This window comes from Desulfocurvibacter africanus subsp. africanus DSM 2603 (assembly GCF_000422545.1).
Classification (GTDB): domain Bacteria; phylum Desulfobacterota; class Desulfovibrionia; order Desulfovibrionales; family Desulfovibrionaceae; genus Desulfocurvibacter; species Desulfocurvibacter africanus.
In genome coordinates this window covers 53,634-71,454 of the sequence record NZ_AULZ01000022.1, presented here as the reverse complement: position 1 = coordinate 71,454, position 17,821 = coordinate 53,634, and the positions used below count along the sequence as shown (strand labels likewise).

Here is a 17,821-nt window from a genome sequence, read left to right as displayed (position 1 = left end):
CTCGTGGCCGTGGACCCGCGCTACTTTCGGCCCACGGAAGTCGAGTCGCTTTTGGGCGATCCTTCCAAGGCAAGGACCAAGCTGGGCTGGACGCCACGGATCAGCTTCGAGGACATGGTGCGCGAGATGGTGCGCGAGGATCTCACCCTGGCCGCGCGCGACGAGGTCTGCAAGCGCGAGGGCTTCAAGGTCTACGACTACCACGAGTAGGGGGAGCGCAGTGGACAAGGGCAGCAGAATCTATATTGCCGGCCACCGGGGCCTGGTGGGCTCGGCCATCGCGCGCCGGCTGCGTACCGAAGGCTTCGCGAACATCCTTACGCGCACGCACAAGGAGCTGGACCTTTTGGAGCAGGCGGCCGTGCGCCGCTTCTTCGAGATTGAAAAGCCCGAGTACGTGTTCCTGGCCGCGGCCAAGGTCGGCGGCATCCATGCCAACGACAGCTACCCGGCCGAGTTCATCCGCGACAACCTGCTGATCCAGACCAACGTCATCGACGCGGCCTGGAAAAGCGGGGTCAAGAAGCTGTGTTTTTTGGGCTCCTCGTGCATCTACCCAAAGCTTGCGCCCCAGCCGATAAACGAGGAGCATCTGCTGACCGGGCCGCTCGAGCCGACCAACGAGTGGTACGCGATAGCCAAGATCGCAGGGATAAAGATGTGCCAAGCCTACCGCCGCCAGTACGGGTTTTCCGCCATCTCGCTCATGCCCACCAACCTCTACGGCCCGGGCGACAACTTCGATCTGGCGAACTCGCACGTCCTGCCGGCGCTTTTGCGCAAGTTCCACGAGGCCAAGGAGGCCGGCGCGCCCGAGGTGGTCGTGTGGGGCACGGGCAAACCCAGGCGGGAGTTTTTGCACGTGGACGACATGGCCGATGCCAGCGTGCACCTCATGCAAAATTATGACGAAGAGCAGATCGTCAACGTGGGCGTGGGCCAGGACGTGACCATTGCCGAGCTGGCCGAGCACGTGCGCCAGGCCGTGGGCTTTACGGGCCGGGTCGTGTTCGACAAAAGCATGCCCGACGGCACGCCAAGAAAGCTGCTGGACGTGACAAGGCTGCACGCAACTGGCTGGCGGGCCAAGGTCCCTCTGGATGAAGGAATACGGCAGACGTATGAGTTTTACATCCAAGACATGCTTCAGAATAGGAATTAAGTAGATCGTGGAACAAGAATTAATAATAGAGGCCGGGCGGACTGAACGCCAGTATTGGAAGGATCTCTGGCGCTATCGCGAGTTGATCTACTTTCTCTCCTGGCGCGACATCCTTGTGCGCTATAAGCAGACTGTCATTGGTATTCTATGGGCCGTGCTGCGCCCTCTCCTAACCATGCTGGCCTTCACGTTCGTCTTTGGCAAGATCGCCAAGCTGCCGAGCGAGGGCGAAGCCCCCTACGCGATCATGGTTTTTGCTGCCATGCTGCCCTGGCAGTTCTTCGCCACGTCCCTGTCCGAGTCTGCCAACAGTCTCGTGGCGAACGCCAACCTCGTTTCTAAGGTTTATTTCCCGAGAATTCTCGTTCCCTCGGCAACACTGGTGGTCAACGCAGTCGATTTCTGCATTTCCTTCGTGCTTCTCGGTGGCCTTATGATTTGGTACGGCTTCATGCCTTCCGCACAGATCTTTGCGATTTTGCCTCTGCTCCTGCTGACGAGCGTGCTTGCCCTCGGACCAGGCCTGCTCCTGTGTGCGCTGACTGTGACCTACCGAGACTTTCGCTATGTGATCCCTTTCATTGTCCAATTCGGTCTATATGTCTCGCCAGTCGGCTTCTCCAGTTCTGTTGTACCAGATCAGTGGCAATTCCTTTATTCTTTGAACCCCATGGTAGGTATTATTGATGGCTTTCGCTGGGCCATTTTGGGAGGATCGGCGGATTTCCCGACGCGGGCAGTGGCCATCTCCTGCGTCGCAGCTCTGCTTTTGCTTCTTCTCGGCATACGCTATTTTCGCTCTACAGAACAAACTTTTGCGGACGTGATCTAACGACATGACAGCCATCATATCCATCAAAGGGCTCGGCAAAAAGTATCGCCTGCAAAACGCGGGTGACGGCACGCGCTACAAAACTCTACGCGAGGAACTCATGGGTATTCCTTGCCGCCTTTTTGGACGCAAAGTGGGGCGGCACGTCCAAGAGGAATTCTGGGCCCTTCGTGACGTTTCCTTCGATGTGAAATCCGGAGAGCGCCTTGGCATTATCGGCCGCAACGGTGCAGGTAAATCGACGCTGCTTAAGCTTCTATCGCGTATCACGGAGCCTTCTGCAGGCCGTATAACTCTGAGAGGTCGTGTAGCGAGTCTGCTTGAGGTTGGCACGGGCTTCCATCCCGAACTGTCCGGCCGCGAGAATATCTACCTAAATGGCGCAATTCTTGGAATGCATCGCTCCGAGATCAAGAGAAAATTCGACGAGATTGTCGACTTCGCCGGGGTGGAAAAGTTTCTAGACACGCCGGTCAAGCGATATTCCTCCGGCATGTATGTGCGTCTTGCTTTTGCAGTGGCGGCACACTTGAGTCCAGAAATTCTAATAATTGACGAAGTGCTTGCCGTTGGCGATGCCGAGTTCCAAAAGAAATGCCTTGGGAAGATGGATCATATCAGCCAAGAATCTGGTACAACAGTGCTCTTCGTTTCACATAACATGCTTGCTATAGAAAGATTTTGCTCTCGAGCTCTGGTTTTAGACAAGGGCATAATCGATTTAGATGGCGAACCTCTTTCATGCATTTCTCACTATTTCAAAAATCTTGTCAGCTCAAGAGATTCAGAATGGACAAATACAACCAATGTCTCAGATGAAACTCCTGTTATTCCCAGGCGGTTCGCTATTATAGATGCTTCAGGTAAAGTAATTGATGGAGCGCAGCAGATAGGGAGCGCACTTAAGGTTGAGCTTGAAGTACAGGTGAACCAAATACATCCGTCTCTTAAACTTGGATTCCAAATGTATACTGAAGATATGCAACCATTGTTTATATCATTTCACACAGACATGGATCCCTGCGCCTGGCCCAAGCTGAAGAGCGGAATAAATATTTTAACTGTACCAATACCAACGACAATACTCAACGAGGGAACGTACTGCCTAGAATTTGTGTCGGGCTTACACAATATAAAATGGTTCTTTGCCCCTCAAGGCAATGGCAATCCAAGGGTTTCGCTTACAATGGTGCGATATCGTAGCCAATCCCCATTTTGGACTAGTCGTCGAGCAGGGCCAGTCTCACCTGTTTTGAAATGGGAACCCAAGGATATTTATAGAGCGGATCTAAGCGGAAGGAGTGGAGACAATGCTAGTTAAAAATGTTCTTAAATATATTAACCGTTTTCACAGGCAACAGTCAAAGCAGATTAGCAATAACGACTTTTACAAATTGAGTAAAACCTGCCAAATACCGCAGTTAAGTGCTTTATACACGATGTTTTTTGGGACTACAGCTGGCACCTTTGTGGAGGTTGGTGCTTACGATGGCGAGTACGTGAGCAATACTTCAGGTCTTGCAGACATGGGTTGGAATGGACATTACATAGAACCCGTAACAGCATATTATTTGCGGTGCAAAAAGAGACATGAGGAAAACCATAATACTAAGATTTACAATATAGGTATTGGTCAACAGGATAATGAAGATAAAATTATAAATGTTTCTAACGCGCTCTCAACTATGTCAACGGCTTCGTTTGATAATTTCAAAAAACTAGAATGGGCATCACCACATGTTACTGAGGGGATAAAGCAAAAGGTGACCTTGTATACACTTGATACTTTTCTAAAAGAAAATAAGGTGCTTCCTGGTTTTGAGCTGCTGGTTGTAGATGTCGAGGGCTTTGAAGCTGAGGTATTTGCAGGCTTTTCGATAGCAAAATGGGTTCCTAAAATGATTATTGTTGAACTACACGATGTCAATAAAGATTATGGTTTCTTACATGAGCAAACACGCATACTGCACCTGAAACTTATAGAGAACCAGTATGTGCCAATTTATAAGGATTACACAAATTGCGTATATATACAAAAAACGGAGTATGCTAAGCGTCAATAGTTAAAAGTGTTCACTCCATGAATACAATTAATAAAGGATTTGTCATGCGTCGTTAAATATGCGCTAGAGGTTACTATGAAACGACTCGAACAGCGAAGCAACGTTGCTCAGCATAAGGCAGGCAAGGCCACAAAATGAATTTAAGCATTTTTGCGCCAAGCACTCTTAATCATTTTCAAAAAAGAAAGCGGGATGCCCTGGTAATGCAGCGCTCGATCACTCAGCGCCTTGACAGGAAAAGAAAGCCGCGCTTGACAGTTGCAAGTTTTACGACATCAAGGCGCATGCAATATTCCGTGGAGGTCTTGAAGACTGCATCCCCCATTGGCCCTAGCCAGCTAAGGCGAGTTCGATGCTTTCTCCGGTTATGTCCAAGACTTGGCGCAAGTACGCCCACTTGCGCCAAGTCTTGTTCGATCGCGGGGGTAACATGCTTAAGCATGAAACGGGCAAGTGTGCCACGGCCGAGTGGATCTTGGAGTCGGCTCTTGCGCTTTGCTCCGCCATATCTTCACCACGGTCCTATTTTTTGGGTAAGAACGCAGCGTGCGCCTGCACTGGATGGTAGCTCTTGGCCAGGCCTTGTACCCACAGGAAAGCCCAATTATCTAAAACATAACATGCCAATAACTTGGAATATTCAGAACAAATTAGATGATAGCGAATGAGGGCCATTTCTTACCGCTTGCGTCTGGGGGGAGTAGGGCATGCGGTGAGTCACTCAGCTTATTTGAAATTTGGATGAGAATGCAACTTAAAGCGGAAAATCGTGGAGTACTATATCCAGATGAGATCTTAGGCGGACATGTTGCACTTGAACTTCACTGCAGTTGCTCACTTATTATCAGGTACAGCTAGGTATCGTTCGTCACTCTTAATAACTTAAGAACACAGAATATTAACAATGCAGAGTGCAACTAATCATATTAAATCTCTATATAGATACCATTGCTTCATTGTTTGGGCGCATGGTCTAGATTATGTTGATAACATTATTGAGACTCTTGAATCTGCCCCTTTTATTGAAATAGTAATGCTTCATATGGTGGAAGATTTCAATGTCAAGCGATTCATCCGAAGGATTTATTCCTGCGACTCAGTACCCGTTTCACATCTAAAGGCTAAAACAAAGTATTTGGAGCATCATCAGCCAAGAGCTCTTTTTATTTTTATCAAAAACAATTCACCATCTGAAGAAATCGTTGGAGATTATCCTTTTCGGAAGCCTCAATGTAAAAACATTTGCAATATAAAAAGATTACTGAGGGTTCGTTACAATCCCCGATATTTAAATAAAATTACTAATGATCATGTGATTCATGCAACAGATTATGAATCCCAGACAGATTATTTGCTGAAGCTAATAGGCTTCAGTAGAGGAATCCTCATGTTTGAGGATAAGTTTCCTTTTCCAAAGCCTTATCACATTGAAATCCCAAAGACTTTTACCCTTTTTACCGCACACTTGAACGATCTGCGGATTAGCGTCCTGCAGGGTAGTCCTCCTTGCATCAATAAAGATGTTTTTTCTATATATAAAACACCACACTATCTTGGCATTAGTGATATGTCTATCTACTCAAAATATCTTGCTTTATACCGCTTTACATATTTAAAAGATCACTACTCCCTTGCCAAGTATAAGAACCTGATTTCTACGCCAATAATGGATATTCTATCTAGAGCGCCGATTATTGCAACAAAATTTAACAATCACTATTTAGTTTTGGATGGTGCACACCGTGCGGCGGTAGCTGCTTATCAAGGTGTAGAAAATTTGCCATGCATTTTATTCTGAGGTGTTTATGATCAATGCTCCTGAAGTTCTATCATCTCTGGGCTGCCACATTGTAATTAAGAAGAATCCTCTTTTTCCTAATTACTCAAAGGGTTCTGATATTGATGTAATAGTAGGTGATGTTGATTTGGCTGTTGACGGAGTCTCCCGTCTTTACTACTCTAAGTATTCATTAGCCTATGAGCTACGTATTACAAAGCATCCACTCCATACACATATTGACTTCATTGAAAATGATTCTATTCACTTGCGCTTTGATATTATTTCAAATTTTAATTTTTTGACTAAAATTAAACTCTCTAATAATTTTATGATAAACATATTCATTAACCGCGAGTGTCAGAATTTTAATGGATACGCAATTTTTTTTCCGTCAAAAATCGATGACCTTCTCATTAGGTATATAGAATATGTAGAGTATTTTGAGCATTACTCATCTAAAATAAAGCACTTGGATTACATTCTATCAGAATTGACTCCCCAGGAAATGCCTCATTTCTTCAAATACTTACATTATAATATTCATATCCAACGCCAGCAATGGTCTAAAGAAGACGATCAAAGACCTTTCAAAACCATCAATAATAAGCAAGATTGCTTCTCTGCTCTTCAAGCAATATCAAAATACATACTGACCCGCCTAATTAAGAAAGTTAAGACCACAGTATTCAGCAGGAATGGTCTTTAAACCAATGACTGTCGGAGTTTGGATTCTCGGCGGCCTTGGCAACCAGATGTTCCAGTATGCCATGGCATGGTCACTTTCACGACGCATTGGGGCTGACGTGCGTCTCGACCTGTCAGGATTCAAATCATATTCTCTACGAAGATATGCGCTTTCGGCTTTCGGCATTAATGCGGACCTTTGGGAGGGCCCCAGCCCTATTAGCGGCAGACGTATGCGTCTGCGAGATCGCTGGCAGTCACTTGCCGACAAGGGTTTGGCTCCCAAACCAGGATTTCGCCTCGTGCGCGAGCGCAACTTCTTCTTCGATCCATCCATTAAGAATCTGAACGAGAATTGCTACCTTTACGGCTACTGGCAATCGGCATTATACTTCGACGATTTTGGAGGGGAAATACGACGCATCTTCGATCCGACTCGCTTTGCTCATTCGGGCGTGGCCGCAGCTTTAGCCGATGTTGAAAAGCCACTATCGGTATCTGTCCACTTGAGGCGTGGAGACTACATTCTCTCCTCAAAGACGCAGGCTACGCATGGACTTTGCGAAATGGATTATTATGAACGCGCCGCCAGATTAATGCGGCGGTGTGTGCCAGGTTGCCGTTTTCATATCTTCTCTGATGACCCGTATGCAGCCAGTGAAATGTTCTCAGGATGGGCTGATGCCTTGGTTATGGATTCGCGATCACAGGAGGAGGACCTGCTGCTCATGAGTCACTGCCAGCACCACATTATCGCCAATTCGAGTTTTTCGTGGTGGGCGGCTTGGCTCGATAATAGTCCTGAATGTATTGTCATTGCACCAAGAAATTGGTTCACAAGATCCGTGCTCCTTCGCACACCTGTGCTAGATTTGTTCCCTGATGATTGGATACTCTTGTAAACCGACTGTCGGAAAATACAAATTTTGGGTTGTTTGTGGTAACTCAGCCCAAGAAAGTTTTAAACCTATTTATCGACAGACTTATGTTATATAATTGATAGTATTAGAAATACTATAGAACTATCTAATGCCTAGAGTCTATCGTTTTGTAAACTCCAATGCCTTTGTTGTTGCTATTATGCCATAGCAAGACTCATACATTATTATTCTTTCTTCTTACAGTTTGCAACAAATGAAAAGTGTATATTGATTGTTTAGGCTTTTTTTAAAAGCAAGCCGCCAATGACGCAAAAAAAAATCCCATATGAGCACAATGCGGGACCCATTATAATGGAGCCATTACTATCAGTTGTTATGCCTGTATATAATAGCTATTATTATTTACCAGAGGCAATAAATTCAATCTTAACACAGACTTTTCATAAGTTTGAATTCATAATCATTAATGATGCTTCGACAGATGATTCTCAAAAAATTATTGATGAATTCGCATCATTGGATACCAGGATTAAGGTGGTGATAAATAAACAGAACTTAGGAGTAGCTGGTTCCCTGAATAAGGGCATATCACTTGCTCGCTCATCATTGATAGTTCGCATGGATTCTGATGATTGTTCGATGCCTAATCGCTTACATGAACTGTTCGAGTTTATGAATGCTAATCCTGAAGTCGTTGTTTGTGGTAGTTTTATGACAATTTATGAAACTGGAGCTTTATGTACACGTCCAGTAGAAAATTCTTATCTGCATGCTCGACTTCTTTTTGAAGTTTGTTTTTTCCATCCAACAGTAATCTTTCGAAAGCCTATAATAATGGAAATCGCAGGAGGCTACAGTACTGACTTAGCAGTTGAAGATTATGATTTATGGGTTCGTTTAGCAGATAATAAAGATATCAAGTTCGCAAATATTCCTCTTTCACTTTTACGGTATCGTGTTCATTCAGGTCAGGTTAGTTTTCGTAATTATGATAAAGTTTTTGAACAATCATCCATTATAAAAAAGAAGCAGCTCGTTAACCTAGGAATCCATTTAAATGATAAGGAATTTAGTACGTTTATAGACCTTAATTATTGCAAACGACCTCATTCAACTAAAAATTTTTTAGAGTGTGCTAAGCTGGTCGAAATGCTTTTACAGTCAAATGGATTTACAAAAGTATATTCTACTACAGCCTTGAAATTAACACTGATGCAATACTGGCAGGCGTATGGATATGCGTGCAGTCCGGTTGTTTTGGCAAATGGGATTCTTTTAGTTTTTATTAGGACAATATTTAAATTTAATTTTAATACCTTATATTTTCGGCTGGCGGGGATTAGTTCTTTGGTGCTTTTTAAAAGGGTGATTGGTAAGATCTTTCGCCTTCTTAAAATTTCACATTAATATATAATTGACCTCTTAATTATTATGCACAAATTAGTTCTGCTATGTAAGTCCTATAGACGTGATCTTCTCGCAGCCAAACATTTGGTTGATACTTGCAAGTTGTATAACAAAGATTCAATTCCGCTCTTTTTAACAGTGCCAAGCGCTGACTTGTTTCTATTTAAATCAGTAATCGGAACAGATTATGTACATTATATTGCTGATGAAGATGTATGTGATAATTTAATATCTGAAAAGCCAAAATGGCTCTCGGCTGGGTATATTAATCAACAAATAATCAAACTTAGTTTTTGGAAGACAAAGGTTGCTGAGAATTACTTCTGTGTAGATTCTGATTCATATTTCATACGTAATTTTTTTGTAAAAGATTTTTTACATATCAGTGACATTCCATATACGATATTAGCACAAGATAAGGAACTACAAGCTGATCCGCATTACCCTAACTGGGATGAGCGTCAACAGCATCTTTTGCATATTCGTCGAAGATTTTTATTGGACGATCCAGTTGTAAGGACAGCTCACGGTCTGATAACATTATCATCACAGGTGCTTAATGCATTTCAAGTTAAGTTTTTGGACTTACATTCTCTTACATATTTCGATATACTTGATGAATCTCCTTTCGAGTTCAGTTGGTACACGTTCTGGCTGGAGAAAGATAAGACTATACCCATTATTCCGATAGAACCCTTGATTAAGGTTTTTCATTACAGGAATCAGTACAATGAGGCTCGTTATCGAGGAATTACAGAAAGCTATTTGGCTCGCTCTTTTATTGGGATCTGCTTGAATTCGAATTGGCGACAAAGATCCAATAATGTTATTTTACCTTACAAAGACCCTGGATTTCTGGAGAGATTATTCTACAGGATTGCAATGAGGCTAGGCAAGAATCGGGGATAATTTCTTAGATCATCTGAATAATCCCCTGCTTTGACCGGACATACCCTAGTACGTCTCTGTCAAATCAGGAGATAGTATGGTGAAATGAAGATATTTTACTCAGCCGCAGTCTGTTCTAGAATACAAAATGAAATTAAGGGCACAGAGGCCTGTGACATAGTAGCACTAGAGGTGGTTTCATAAATTCGAAAGGACTCCATGCGTATCTGGAGTTACTTCTTCTATTCTGTGCGAACAACCTTATGATGCCGCTTCTAGCACTTCTTGAGGCTTATGCGCTAGGGCGACAAGGGAACCGTCAGTGGGGACAATAGAGTGTTCAGCACAGCCGAACTGAAGGCCCTCAGCGCCAAATGCATGAGCATGAGCATGAGCGACTTTTTGACATGAAGACAAGAGAGAACGAGATCCTAAGGATTATGCTTTCTCTAGACAGGGAAAAAGCTCATCTCGCGCACGCCTTGCCATTTGAGGACGACATCCCAAGAAGCGGGTCGCTAAAGCTCTCGAGGTCTCCCGCTCATGAGTTGCCAAGCGCAAGGCAAAACCTGCTAGGCCAAACATTCGCGCTGCTCCATGGCCGAGTACGAGGACCTTTAGCCGCTAGTCCAGCAAATTGTGGACGATCGGCTGGCCTTTGGCAACTGCTGAGTCTGCGCCGCCTTGAACCGCAGACTGGAGGCGGTTGGACGCCAAAGGATGAACAACAACATGGGTATACAGCATTAAGCACCTTCACGGCCTTCATTTAGCTCGACACAGGCAAGCAGCAGAAGAGGTCCCACGAAATTAAGGTCATCATTTTGAAGAGCAATCTACACCGGAGCGCGGACACCTCAATATCGCCTCCCAAGGTGGCGAGATGATACGCGTGGGCCTTGCTATCAACGGCTGTGATCGTGAGGCTATCGGCTATGTGACCCAAATCGGCGGCATTGATTCGGGCTTGATCATCTATCTCATGCTCGAATACTTGGAGAAGCGATTTGCAGTGCTCCATATCTCGCATCCGGTTGAGTGACGCACGGACTATTGCATTTGATTCGCGGCCCACGAGACGATTAGGTTCGTCGACGAATTGGGCATGCGACCTGCTTCACACACGTGAGTAGACCCGAGCCAAACGGCATGGCCGAGTCCTTTATGAAGACTTTCAAGCGGGATTACGTCATTGTGCATTATCGGCTGGACGCCAGAAGCGTTCTGGCTCAGCTCCAAGCCGGATTTGAGGATTTCCATGAGAATTATTTCCATATCGGACTGCAGATGAATCCGCCCAGGCAGTTCATCTGCTTACTGGTTAACGCAGGGTGTGCGGTTTTGTGGGGCAACTCTACCAACAAGCGATATGATTCTCGGGAGTCGCTATGCAAACAGCCTGTAAAATTTGTAAATGCTGTGATCAGAACGATGGGGGAGCTTTGAAATACTACTAGGAATCCGAAATTAACTTACACCCATTTTTTTTGAACTACATAGCATTCAAACTTTTGTTTAACCTTGCGAAGAAATAGTATGTCTCAAGACATTAATTGCCAAGCCATAGCTGTTTGTGAACCACAGTGCACAGGTAATTCCCACGAAATTTGCAATTCAGGGTTTCTTTATGTACTAAGCAAGGCCATGCCAGATAGAAGAATAGTTTTTTTTGCCAATCCTGAACATATAGCTGCAATCAAAGATTGCCTTGCCTTAGCAAACTTAGAAACAAATAACATTGATTATCTTCCAATTAGGATTCCAAAGACACGAGTGAATCCAATAGAAGTTGTTACAAACCTAATTTTCTTCTATAGGTTGCTTACAAATCTTAAAACAAGAGGAATTAATAATCTAATACTTCTATCTGTCCATTCAGGAAATCTTTTAGCAATAAAGATTTTGGCTAGTCTAAGATTTAAGACATACAAGTTTTCATTTTTATTGCATGGCATAATGGAGTTTGCCAGTAAACGGCCTAGCCTATATCGCTGCATAAGGAATCCATCTATAATTTGGTTACATGCTTTTAAGTACGTTTTGAACTTTAATAAGAAATTGAATATGAGTTATATATCACTGTCCCCATTTAATTACAATAACTTTATCAAAGCACGAATTTTAAATGTGCCATTATGCACCATCCATCATCCATTAATCTTTAAAAGTAGACCAAGGGGGCATAATAACTCCCAAGTAAACTTTGCGATCATTGGTCAAAGTCATTCCGGGAATTTCCTCAAATTAGTAAATGAGCTATCTGAAAGCGACAATGCTGCTTGTTATAATATATTTGTGCTTAGCAATAAGTTACCTATCATGCGGACAGCGGAGCGATTCAAATTCCTAGCAAATTCAAAAAGGCTTCAGCGTAATGAAATTGACCTATACATGAAGGATGTCGATATACTAATTTTTCTTTATGAAAAGTCAGCATATAATTATTCTGCCAGTGGTGCATTTGCCGAGGCAATCCAGTATGCAAAACCTATTCTATTTCTAGAGAACGATCATCTGGCATACTATAACAATCTATCAAATCTTTCCATTGGTAAGTCATTTACATGCATTGAAGACATGGCTAACGAGATTAGATCGATTGCAACCAATATGCTCATACGAAAAGAGTGGCAGCAGTTTGCAGTTAATATCGCTACCATTAGGGACTCGATAGATCCAGTAAGCAATATCAAGGATTTTCAAAAATGCTTAAATATCTAAAGCATGTTGTGAGTCAAAATGGTCTCTTTGGCTTTTACGTCGAGAGTCGATACGGCAATAAGGTCATTGATAGCATCGAACAATTCTATAAAAATTGGCAAGGATATCGTTCAATAGAGGCCTGCGAAGAGCAGACTGGGATTGATTCAAAAGGATGCCGATTTATTAAAGCTTATTTGTATCAAAAGAGGCGCTTGGGTAATTACTTCTTTGAGGCTGATTCTCCACCGCAAAAATTTATGCGGCATGCAATTATTGCTCAGTTTCCTTCGATAGGGCCAAGTTCCAAAATACTTGAAATAGGCCCTGGGAACTATCCACTTTTCCCACCTGAAGATTACCCAGGATGGTATGGTTGTGATCCTTTTTTTGATGGGGAAGCTATTTGCTTTCGACATCATGTTTGGGCTAAAGGGCGCTACTGCCGTGAACGTATGAGACGCGGTTCTTGGGAGTGCTTAGCTAATACCTATCCTGAGAAGCTACAGTCATTTGATTTAGTGACTGGGAGCCATTCCTATGAACATACCTCTCGTCCTTTGACTGCGATAAGACAGGCCATGTCGATGCTAAAACCTGGTGGTATCCTGGCTATTTTCATTCCCGATGGTTATTCAAATGACCCCTCTAACCAAGATCCTACTCACACATTCTATGCAACACCAGAATTACTTGAAGAATTCTTTTCATATGCTGGTGGTTTTGAGAATATATCTATTCGTTCTTTTCGTCCCAATGCAGATCTATTTGTTAGCGCAATTCGGAAATAGAGGCTTATTCTCTCACTTTTTACCAGGAAATAATTGACAATGAGTACTAAACCTTTTTTCCGTCTCAAACTTGAAAGATTGTGGAATGGTTTGCACAATCGGTTATTCTATGAACCCAAGACTCTCTTTGCAGTAGAACAATACTACCGCAGTTTTGGTCAAGGCTCATTAAAAGATTGTGCCAAATACGCTGGTATTACACCACTCAATTGCTATCTCGCAAAGAAATATCTCTCCGTTAATAGTAACTTGAACTATAAAAGCAATTCCGTTGGGCAAAAGAGGCCATGTAAAAATAAAGTGTATTTCCGAACGATATTTTATGCTCCCCATGAAATCCCCTTTATTAAAATGAATCTATTTGAGTGCTATCCTTACGTGGATAAGTTTATTATTGTAGAATGTAATAGAACGCAGGTTGGTGAGCCTAGGGAATTTATCTTTCCAAGTTTAATTAAAGAAATTCCTCAGCAGTTTCATAGTAAAATTGTGTATATCCCAGCAGATGTTTCGCATCAAACCGTCAATTGTGCGAAGACAAATGATGGCAAGCAAATGCACGCTAATGAAGATATTATGTGGGACTGGTTCACTCAAGAAATTTCACTTGAGGATAATGATATCATCATAGCAGCTGATGCAGATGAGATAATATATAGTCATATATATCCTTATATCTTACGACGGCTTCGGAAGGATGACGCCCTTCTTCTCCCTCTCCATCAGTTTTTTTATCGTATGAACTACTTATGGACAGAGCTAACTTTCTGGGCTCCACAGGCCGCACGCGCTTCATATTACAAAAAACGTCCTAAACCCCATCGTTGGCGCTACGAGGGCCGTAGATTCCCTTTTATTGCTGGTTGCCATTTTTCATGGCAACTGACAATAGACGAGATGATCATGAAGCTTAATACCTATGCACATAAGGATATTTACGGGAAGTTTGCCAACCGCGAAATTCTAGAAGTGGCAGTACGTGATAAAACATATCCATTTGAACCAAATGAACAGTTCACCATCCGCGAACTTGATCCTGACAATCATGCCGATCGCTGCTACTACCCGCAATCCTTCTATTCTTTCCGCGAGGACTTTGCGCACTTACTACCAAATGCTCGAAGGTAATCCTAATGCGTAAAATTCTTGTCCTTGTGGGAACACGGCCCGAAGCCGTTAAAATGGGCCCTGTTGTGCAGGAGTTGAGTCGCTATCCCGACCGCTTCCGAGTACGACTATGCGTATCTGGACAGCATCGCGAGATGCTCGCTCAGATACTTGCGGACTTCTCTCTGGTGCCCGATGTCAATCTGGATGTTATGACTCAAGGTCAAAGCTTGGCAGGCCTGTCATCTCGACTGTTCGAGCGCATTGATTGCCTGCTAGGTGTCGAACAGCCAGATATACTCCTCATTCAAGGCGATACTACAACTGTGATGGTAGCCGCACTCTGCGCATTTTATCGCGGCATTTTGTGCGGCCATGTAGAAGCTGGACTGCGTAGCGGCGACATTCATGCCCCCTTTCCCGAGGAGGTCAATCGCCGCATTGCGGGTATGACAGCCGGCCTTCACTTTGCGCCAACCGCACGTGCTGCCGATACGCTTCAAGCTGAAGGCGTATCCGTGGAGCGCATCCACGTAACAGGTAACACTGTCATTGACGCCTTGCTTTGGACAGCAGATAAGGTTCGCGAGAATCCTCCGAGTTTGCCAGACAGTGTGGCCATCGCTCTCACAACAAGACGTCCGATAGTGCTCATTACCGGACACCGGCGCGAGAATTTCGGCTTAGGATTCCAAAACATCTGCCAAGCCCTAAGTCAGTTGGCTTACGATTTCCCTAATGTAATCTTCCTCTATCCGGTTCACCTCAATCCAAATGTACGGGGGCCGATCTTCTCCATACTGGGCGATCGAGAGAACCTGATCCTTACCGAACCACTTTCCTATCGTCAGTTTGTGCTTCTTATGCAGACAGCTCATTTTATCCTCACGGATTCAGGTGGAATCCAAGAAGAGGCACCATCCCTGAAGAAGCCGGTTCTTGTCATGCGTGGAGTAACGGAACGACCCGAAGGTGTCGAGGCCGGAGTCAGTAGACTGGTTGGTACCAAAGTTAATGACATTGTTGCTGGAGTGTCGCTTCTCCTTACTGACACAGTCGCTTATCGTGACATGTCATCGGGTACCAACCCCTATGGCGACGGCCAGGCGGCAAAACGAATTGCCCAAGTCTTGTTGACTTACTTCTATTGATAGTTCGTTAATAGCTTGCTGACTTCACTTTATTGAGGGCTTCGTTCACCATCAGGGCAGTCAAAGGGGATTCTTTGTCAGAAATTTGAAAACATGCGTCCTCATCATTTTGAATCAAAATTTTGACCACTTACGCTGATAGTCTCGCATCTTGGAATACACTGATCCACCGACTAATGACCACGCAGGGAGCGCTTCGATGCGTATAGGCATTGTAACCACCTGGTTTGAGCGCGGCGCAGCCTATGTGTCGCGACAGTATCGTGATGTGCTGCGGCATACCGGGCATGAGGTTTTCATCTACGCCCGCTCCGGTGAACGCTACGCCAAGGGCGACCCTACTTGGGACACGCCGGAGGTCACGTGGGGACTCCATTCCCCCTTGCCTTGGATAACATCCATGGTTCGGGAGGACTTTGACTCCTGGCTACTGCGAGAAGGAATAGAACTCGTCATCTTCAATGAACAGCAGTGGTTCCCGCCTGTGCTCTGGGCGCGTGAAGCTAACGTGCCTGCCGTAGCGTACGTTGACTACTACACCGAAGACTCGATGCCTTTATTTGCCCTATACGATGCCTTGATTTGCAACACAAAACGTCACGCCACCGCCTTTGACTGGCATCCTCATTGCTTATATATCCCATGGGGAACGAATACACGCCTCTTTCAGCCCAGCATGGAGGGCTGCACTGGAAAGGACGCTCCGGTTTTTTTTCACTCCGCCGGAGTCGACCCTCTCCGTAAGGGCACAGATTTGGTATTAGAAGCCTTCGCTAACATACAAGGAATGTCTAGGCTTGTAATCCATTCCCAATGGCCTCTCCATAAGACTCTGCCAAGCGCGTTACCTCGCATCCAAGAATTATCTCTTGCCGGCCGACTTATGCTTCATGAGGGCGAGGTGAGTGCACCTGGCCTCTATCATTTAGGTGATGTATATGTTTACCCATCACGGCTAGAAGGAATCGGCCTTACTCAAGTTGAGGCACTTGCCTGCGGCTTGCCCCTTATTGTACCGGATTGGCCGCCAATGAATGAGTTCGTCACCCCTGACAGCGGCCGTACCGTCCCCGTGGATCGGATATGGGCTCGCACCGATGGGTATTATTGGCCTCAATGCCGAGTTTCGGTTGATAATTTGACCGCAGCCATGCAGTTCTATGTGGATAACTTCGACAGCCTCCCCGAGGCTCGGTTTCGGGCCCGAGCCTTTGCCGAAGCGCATCACGACTGGTACTCCAATGCTGCACGTCTCGGAGATCTCTTAGCCCATGTCCGAGCCAGGCCAGTAACTGGGGCTCATTGGGCAGCCATATGGGCCTTCCACCGCAAGAACGAGACTTGCGCCTATAAGCTTGCGCGCGTGGCCCCAAGAACCTGGTGCTTCCTAGCCACGATTCGAAGGCTTCTGCGTCACATGAAAGGTACGTCACAAGAAGCAACTGGCACCAGCCAAGCTACTATGAAAGATGATTACCTGCTGCGCCTGTAAGTCAAGAGTTACATATGAGCCGTGTTTCCATTGTCACTCCTTGCCATAATGATGGGGTATACCTACGTGAAGCCGTAGAGAGCGCCCTCGCCCAGACCCATCAAGATAAAGAACTCATTATTGTCGATGATCATTCAACCGATACTAAGACATTGCTAACCCTTGAGGATCTACGCACTCAGGGAATAACAGTTCTGTCCACTCCCAATGGGAAGTATGGGCCTGCGGCAGCACGCAACATAGGCATCATCCATGCAACTGGTGATTACATACTACCACTTGATGCTGACGATATAATAGATCCAAGCTACTTAGCCAAGGCAGTCTCTGTCTTGGATATGCATCCAGAAGTAGCTGTGTGCTACTGTCGGGCGGACATGTTCGGTCTTAAAAGTGGCAGTTGGAATCTTCCTCCCTTCAGCTTCGAGGAACTGCTGCTGGATAATATGATCTTTGCTACGGCTCTTTTTCGTAAGCAGGAGTGGGTGTCCGTAGGCGGCTACGATGAATCGCTTGCACTGGGACTTGAAGATCATGCTTTCTGGCTGGCCCTGCTAAGCAATGGGGCGCAGGCACATAGAATCAATGAAGTGCTTTTTCATTACCGCGTGAAAGGAGCGTCGCGTACAGCGCGCATGGAAATTGATCAAACTAGAGATCAAGCCGCTCTGGCTGTATTCCGATCACATCGGCGATTATACGAGAAACATACTGAAGCGCTCTTCATAGATTGTCGTCGTCTGCGTGAAGATAGAGCCCAACGCGAATGCCTTTTATCCTGGAAGCTTCTCGCGCCGGTCCTCCGCCTTGAGTGGCGGTTGCGCCAGCGGATAAAGTATCATTTGGGGAGAGGCTGATTTGCATGAGCTAAATGCGAGTAGCA

General features: G+C 45.1%; 18 protein-coding genes. All 18 read left to right on the top strand.

Going from position 1 to position 17,821, the window contains the following annotated elements:
- Nucleotides 1–210, top strand: a 210-nt coding sequence (locus H585_RS0114915; protein WP_027368393.1) for a GDP-mannose 4,6-dehydratase, incomplete at its 5' end; no start/stop codon positions are given.
- Between the two features lie 10 nt (nucleotides 211–220).
- Nucleotides 221–1,162, top strand: coding sequence for a GDP-L-fucose synthase (fcl, locus tag H585_RS0114910; RefSeq protein WP_027368392.1), 942 nt, complete (start codon nucleotides 221–223; stop codon nucleotides 1,160–1,162).
- A gap of 7 nt (nucleotides 1,163–1,169) precedes the next feature.
- Nucleotides 1,170–1,994 carry an ABC transporter permease gene (locus H585_RS0114905; protein WP_244432565.1) on the top strand — a complete coding sequence of 275 codons (825 nt, stop codon included), beginning with the start codon at nucleotides 1,170–1,172 and terminating at the stop codon, nucleotides 1,992–1,994.
- A gap of 4 nt (nucleotides 1,995–1,998) precedes the next feature.
- The gene (locus tag H585_RS22660) at nucleotides 1,999–3,315 is read left to right on the top strand and encodes an ABC transporter ATP-binding protein (RefSeq protein ID WP_081678691.1); all 1,317 of its coding nucleotides are present in this window, start codon (nucleotides 1,999–2,001) and stop codon (nucleotides 3,313–3,315) included.
- Nucleotides 3,305–4,057: an FkbM family methyltransferase gene (locus H585_RS21640; protein ID WP_051183177.1), complete on the top strand. Its 753-nt coding sequence runs from the start codon at nucleotides 3,305–3,307 to the stop codon at nucleotides 4,055–4,057. The genes H585_RS22660 and H585_RS21640 overlap by 11 nt, the downstream gene beginning before the upstream one ends.
- Nucleotides 4,058–4,961: 904 nt before the next feature.
- Nucleotides 4,962–5,855: a ParB N-terminal domain-containing protein gene (locus H585_RS23125; protein ID WP_138708204.1), complete on the top strand. Its 894-nt coding sequence runs from the start codon at nucleotides 4,962–4,964 to the stop codon at nucleotides 5,853–5,855.
- Nucleotides 5,856–5,862: 7 nt separating this feature from the next.
- A complete protein-coding gene (locus H585_RS23120) occupies nucleotides 5,863–6,543 on the top strand; it encodes a hypothetical protein (protein ID WP_027368390.1) in 681 nt (226 codons plus the stop codon).
- A gap of 4 nt (nucleotides 6,544–6,547) precedes the next feature.
- The gene (locus H585_RS21625; protein WP_034628192.1) at nucleotides 6,548–7,423 is read left to right on the top strand and encodes an alpha-1,2-fucosyltransferase; all 876 of its coding nucleotides are present in this window, start codon (nucleotides 6,548–6,550) and stop codon (nucleotides 7,421–7,423) included.
- 282 nt (nucleotides 7,424–7,705) lie between these two features.
- Nucleotides 7,706–8,809, top strand: coding sequence for a glycosyltransferase family 2 protein (locus tag H585_RS22655; protein ID WP_081678689.1), 1,104 nt, complete (start codon nucleotides 7,706–7,708; stop codon nucleotides 8,807–8,809).
- Nucleotides 8,810–8,911: 102 nt separating this feature from the next.
- Nucleotides 8,912–9,718 carry a hypothetical protein gene (locus H585_RS23115; protein WP_138708203.1) on the top strand — a complete coding sequence of 269 codons (807 nt, stop codon included), beginning with the start codon at nucleotides 8,912–8,914 and terminating at the stop codon, nucleotides 9,716–9,718.
- An 862-nt stretch (nucleotides 9,719–10,580) separates the two neighbouring features.
- Nucleotides 10,581–10,739 carry a hypothetical protein gene (locus H585_RS23295; RefSeq protein WP_154658856.1) on the top strand — a complete coding sequence of 53 codons (159 nt, stop codon included), beginning with the start codon at nucleotides 10,581–10,583 and terminating at the stop codon, nucleotides 10,737–10,739.
- Between the two features lie 83 nt (nucleotides 10,740–10,822).
- Nucleotides 10,823–11,143, top strand: coding sequence for a hypothetical protein (locus tag H585_RS24035; RefSeq protein WP_476728579.1), 321 nt, complete (start codon nucleotides 10,823–10,825; stop codon nucleotides 11,141–11,143).
- A 90-nt stretch (nucleotides 11,144–11,233) separates the two neighbouring features.
- On the top strand, nucleotides 11,234–12,418 hold the full coding sequence (locus H585_RS23110; protein WP_138708202.1) for a glycosyltransferase family 4 protein: 1,185 nt from the start codon (nucleotides 11,234–11,236) through the stop codon (nucleotides 12,416–12,418).
- Complete coding sequence (locus H585_RS23105; protein WP_138708201.1) at nucleotides 12,403–13,188, top strand: class I SAM-dependent methyltransferase; 786 nt, start codon at nucleotides 12,403–12,405, stop codon at nucleotides 13,186–13,188. Before H585_RS23110 ends, H585_RS23105 begins: the two co-directional genes overlap by 16 nt.
- A 39-nt stretch (nucleotides 13,189–13,227) precedes the next feature.
- Nucleotides 13,228–14,316 (top strand): glycosyltransferase family 17 protein, encoded by a 1,089-nt coding sequence (locus H585_RS22650; RefSeq protein ID WP_081678688.1) that lies wholly within the window; start codon nucleotides 13,228–13,230, stop codon nucleotides 14,314–14,316.
- 5 nt (nucleotides 14,317–14,321) lie between these two features.
- Nucleotides 14,322–15,446, top strand: a complete 1,125-nt coding sequence (gene wecB, locus H585_RS0114855; RefSeq protein ID WP_027368385.1) for a non-hydrolyzing UDP-N-acetylglucosamine 2-epimerase — start codon at nucleotides 14,322–14,324, stop codon at nucleotides 15,444–15,446.
- Between the two features lie 199 nt (nucleotides 15,447–15,645).
- The gene (locus tag H585_RS21615; protein ID WP_051183175.1) at nucleotides 15,646–16,938 is read left to right on the top strand and encodes a glycosyltransferase family 4 protein; all 1,293 of its coding nucleotides are present in this window, start codon (nucleotides 15,646–15,648) and stop codon (nucleotides 16,936–16,938) included.
- 14 nt (nucleotides 16,939–16,952) lie between these two features.
- A complete protein-coding gene (locus H585_RS0114845; RefSeq protein ID WP_027368384.1) occupies nucleotides 16,953–17,795 on the top strand; it encodes a glycosyltransferase family A protein in 843 nt (280 codons plus the stop codon).
- Nucleotides 17,796–17,821 lie beyond the last annotated feature (26 nt).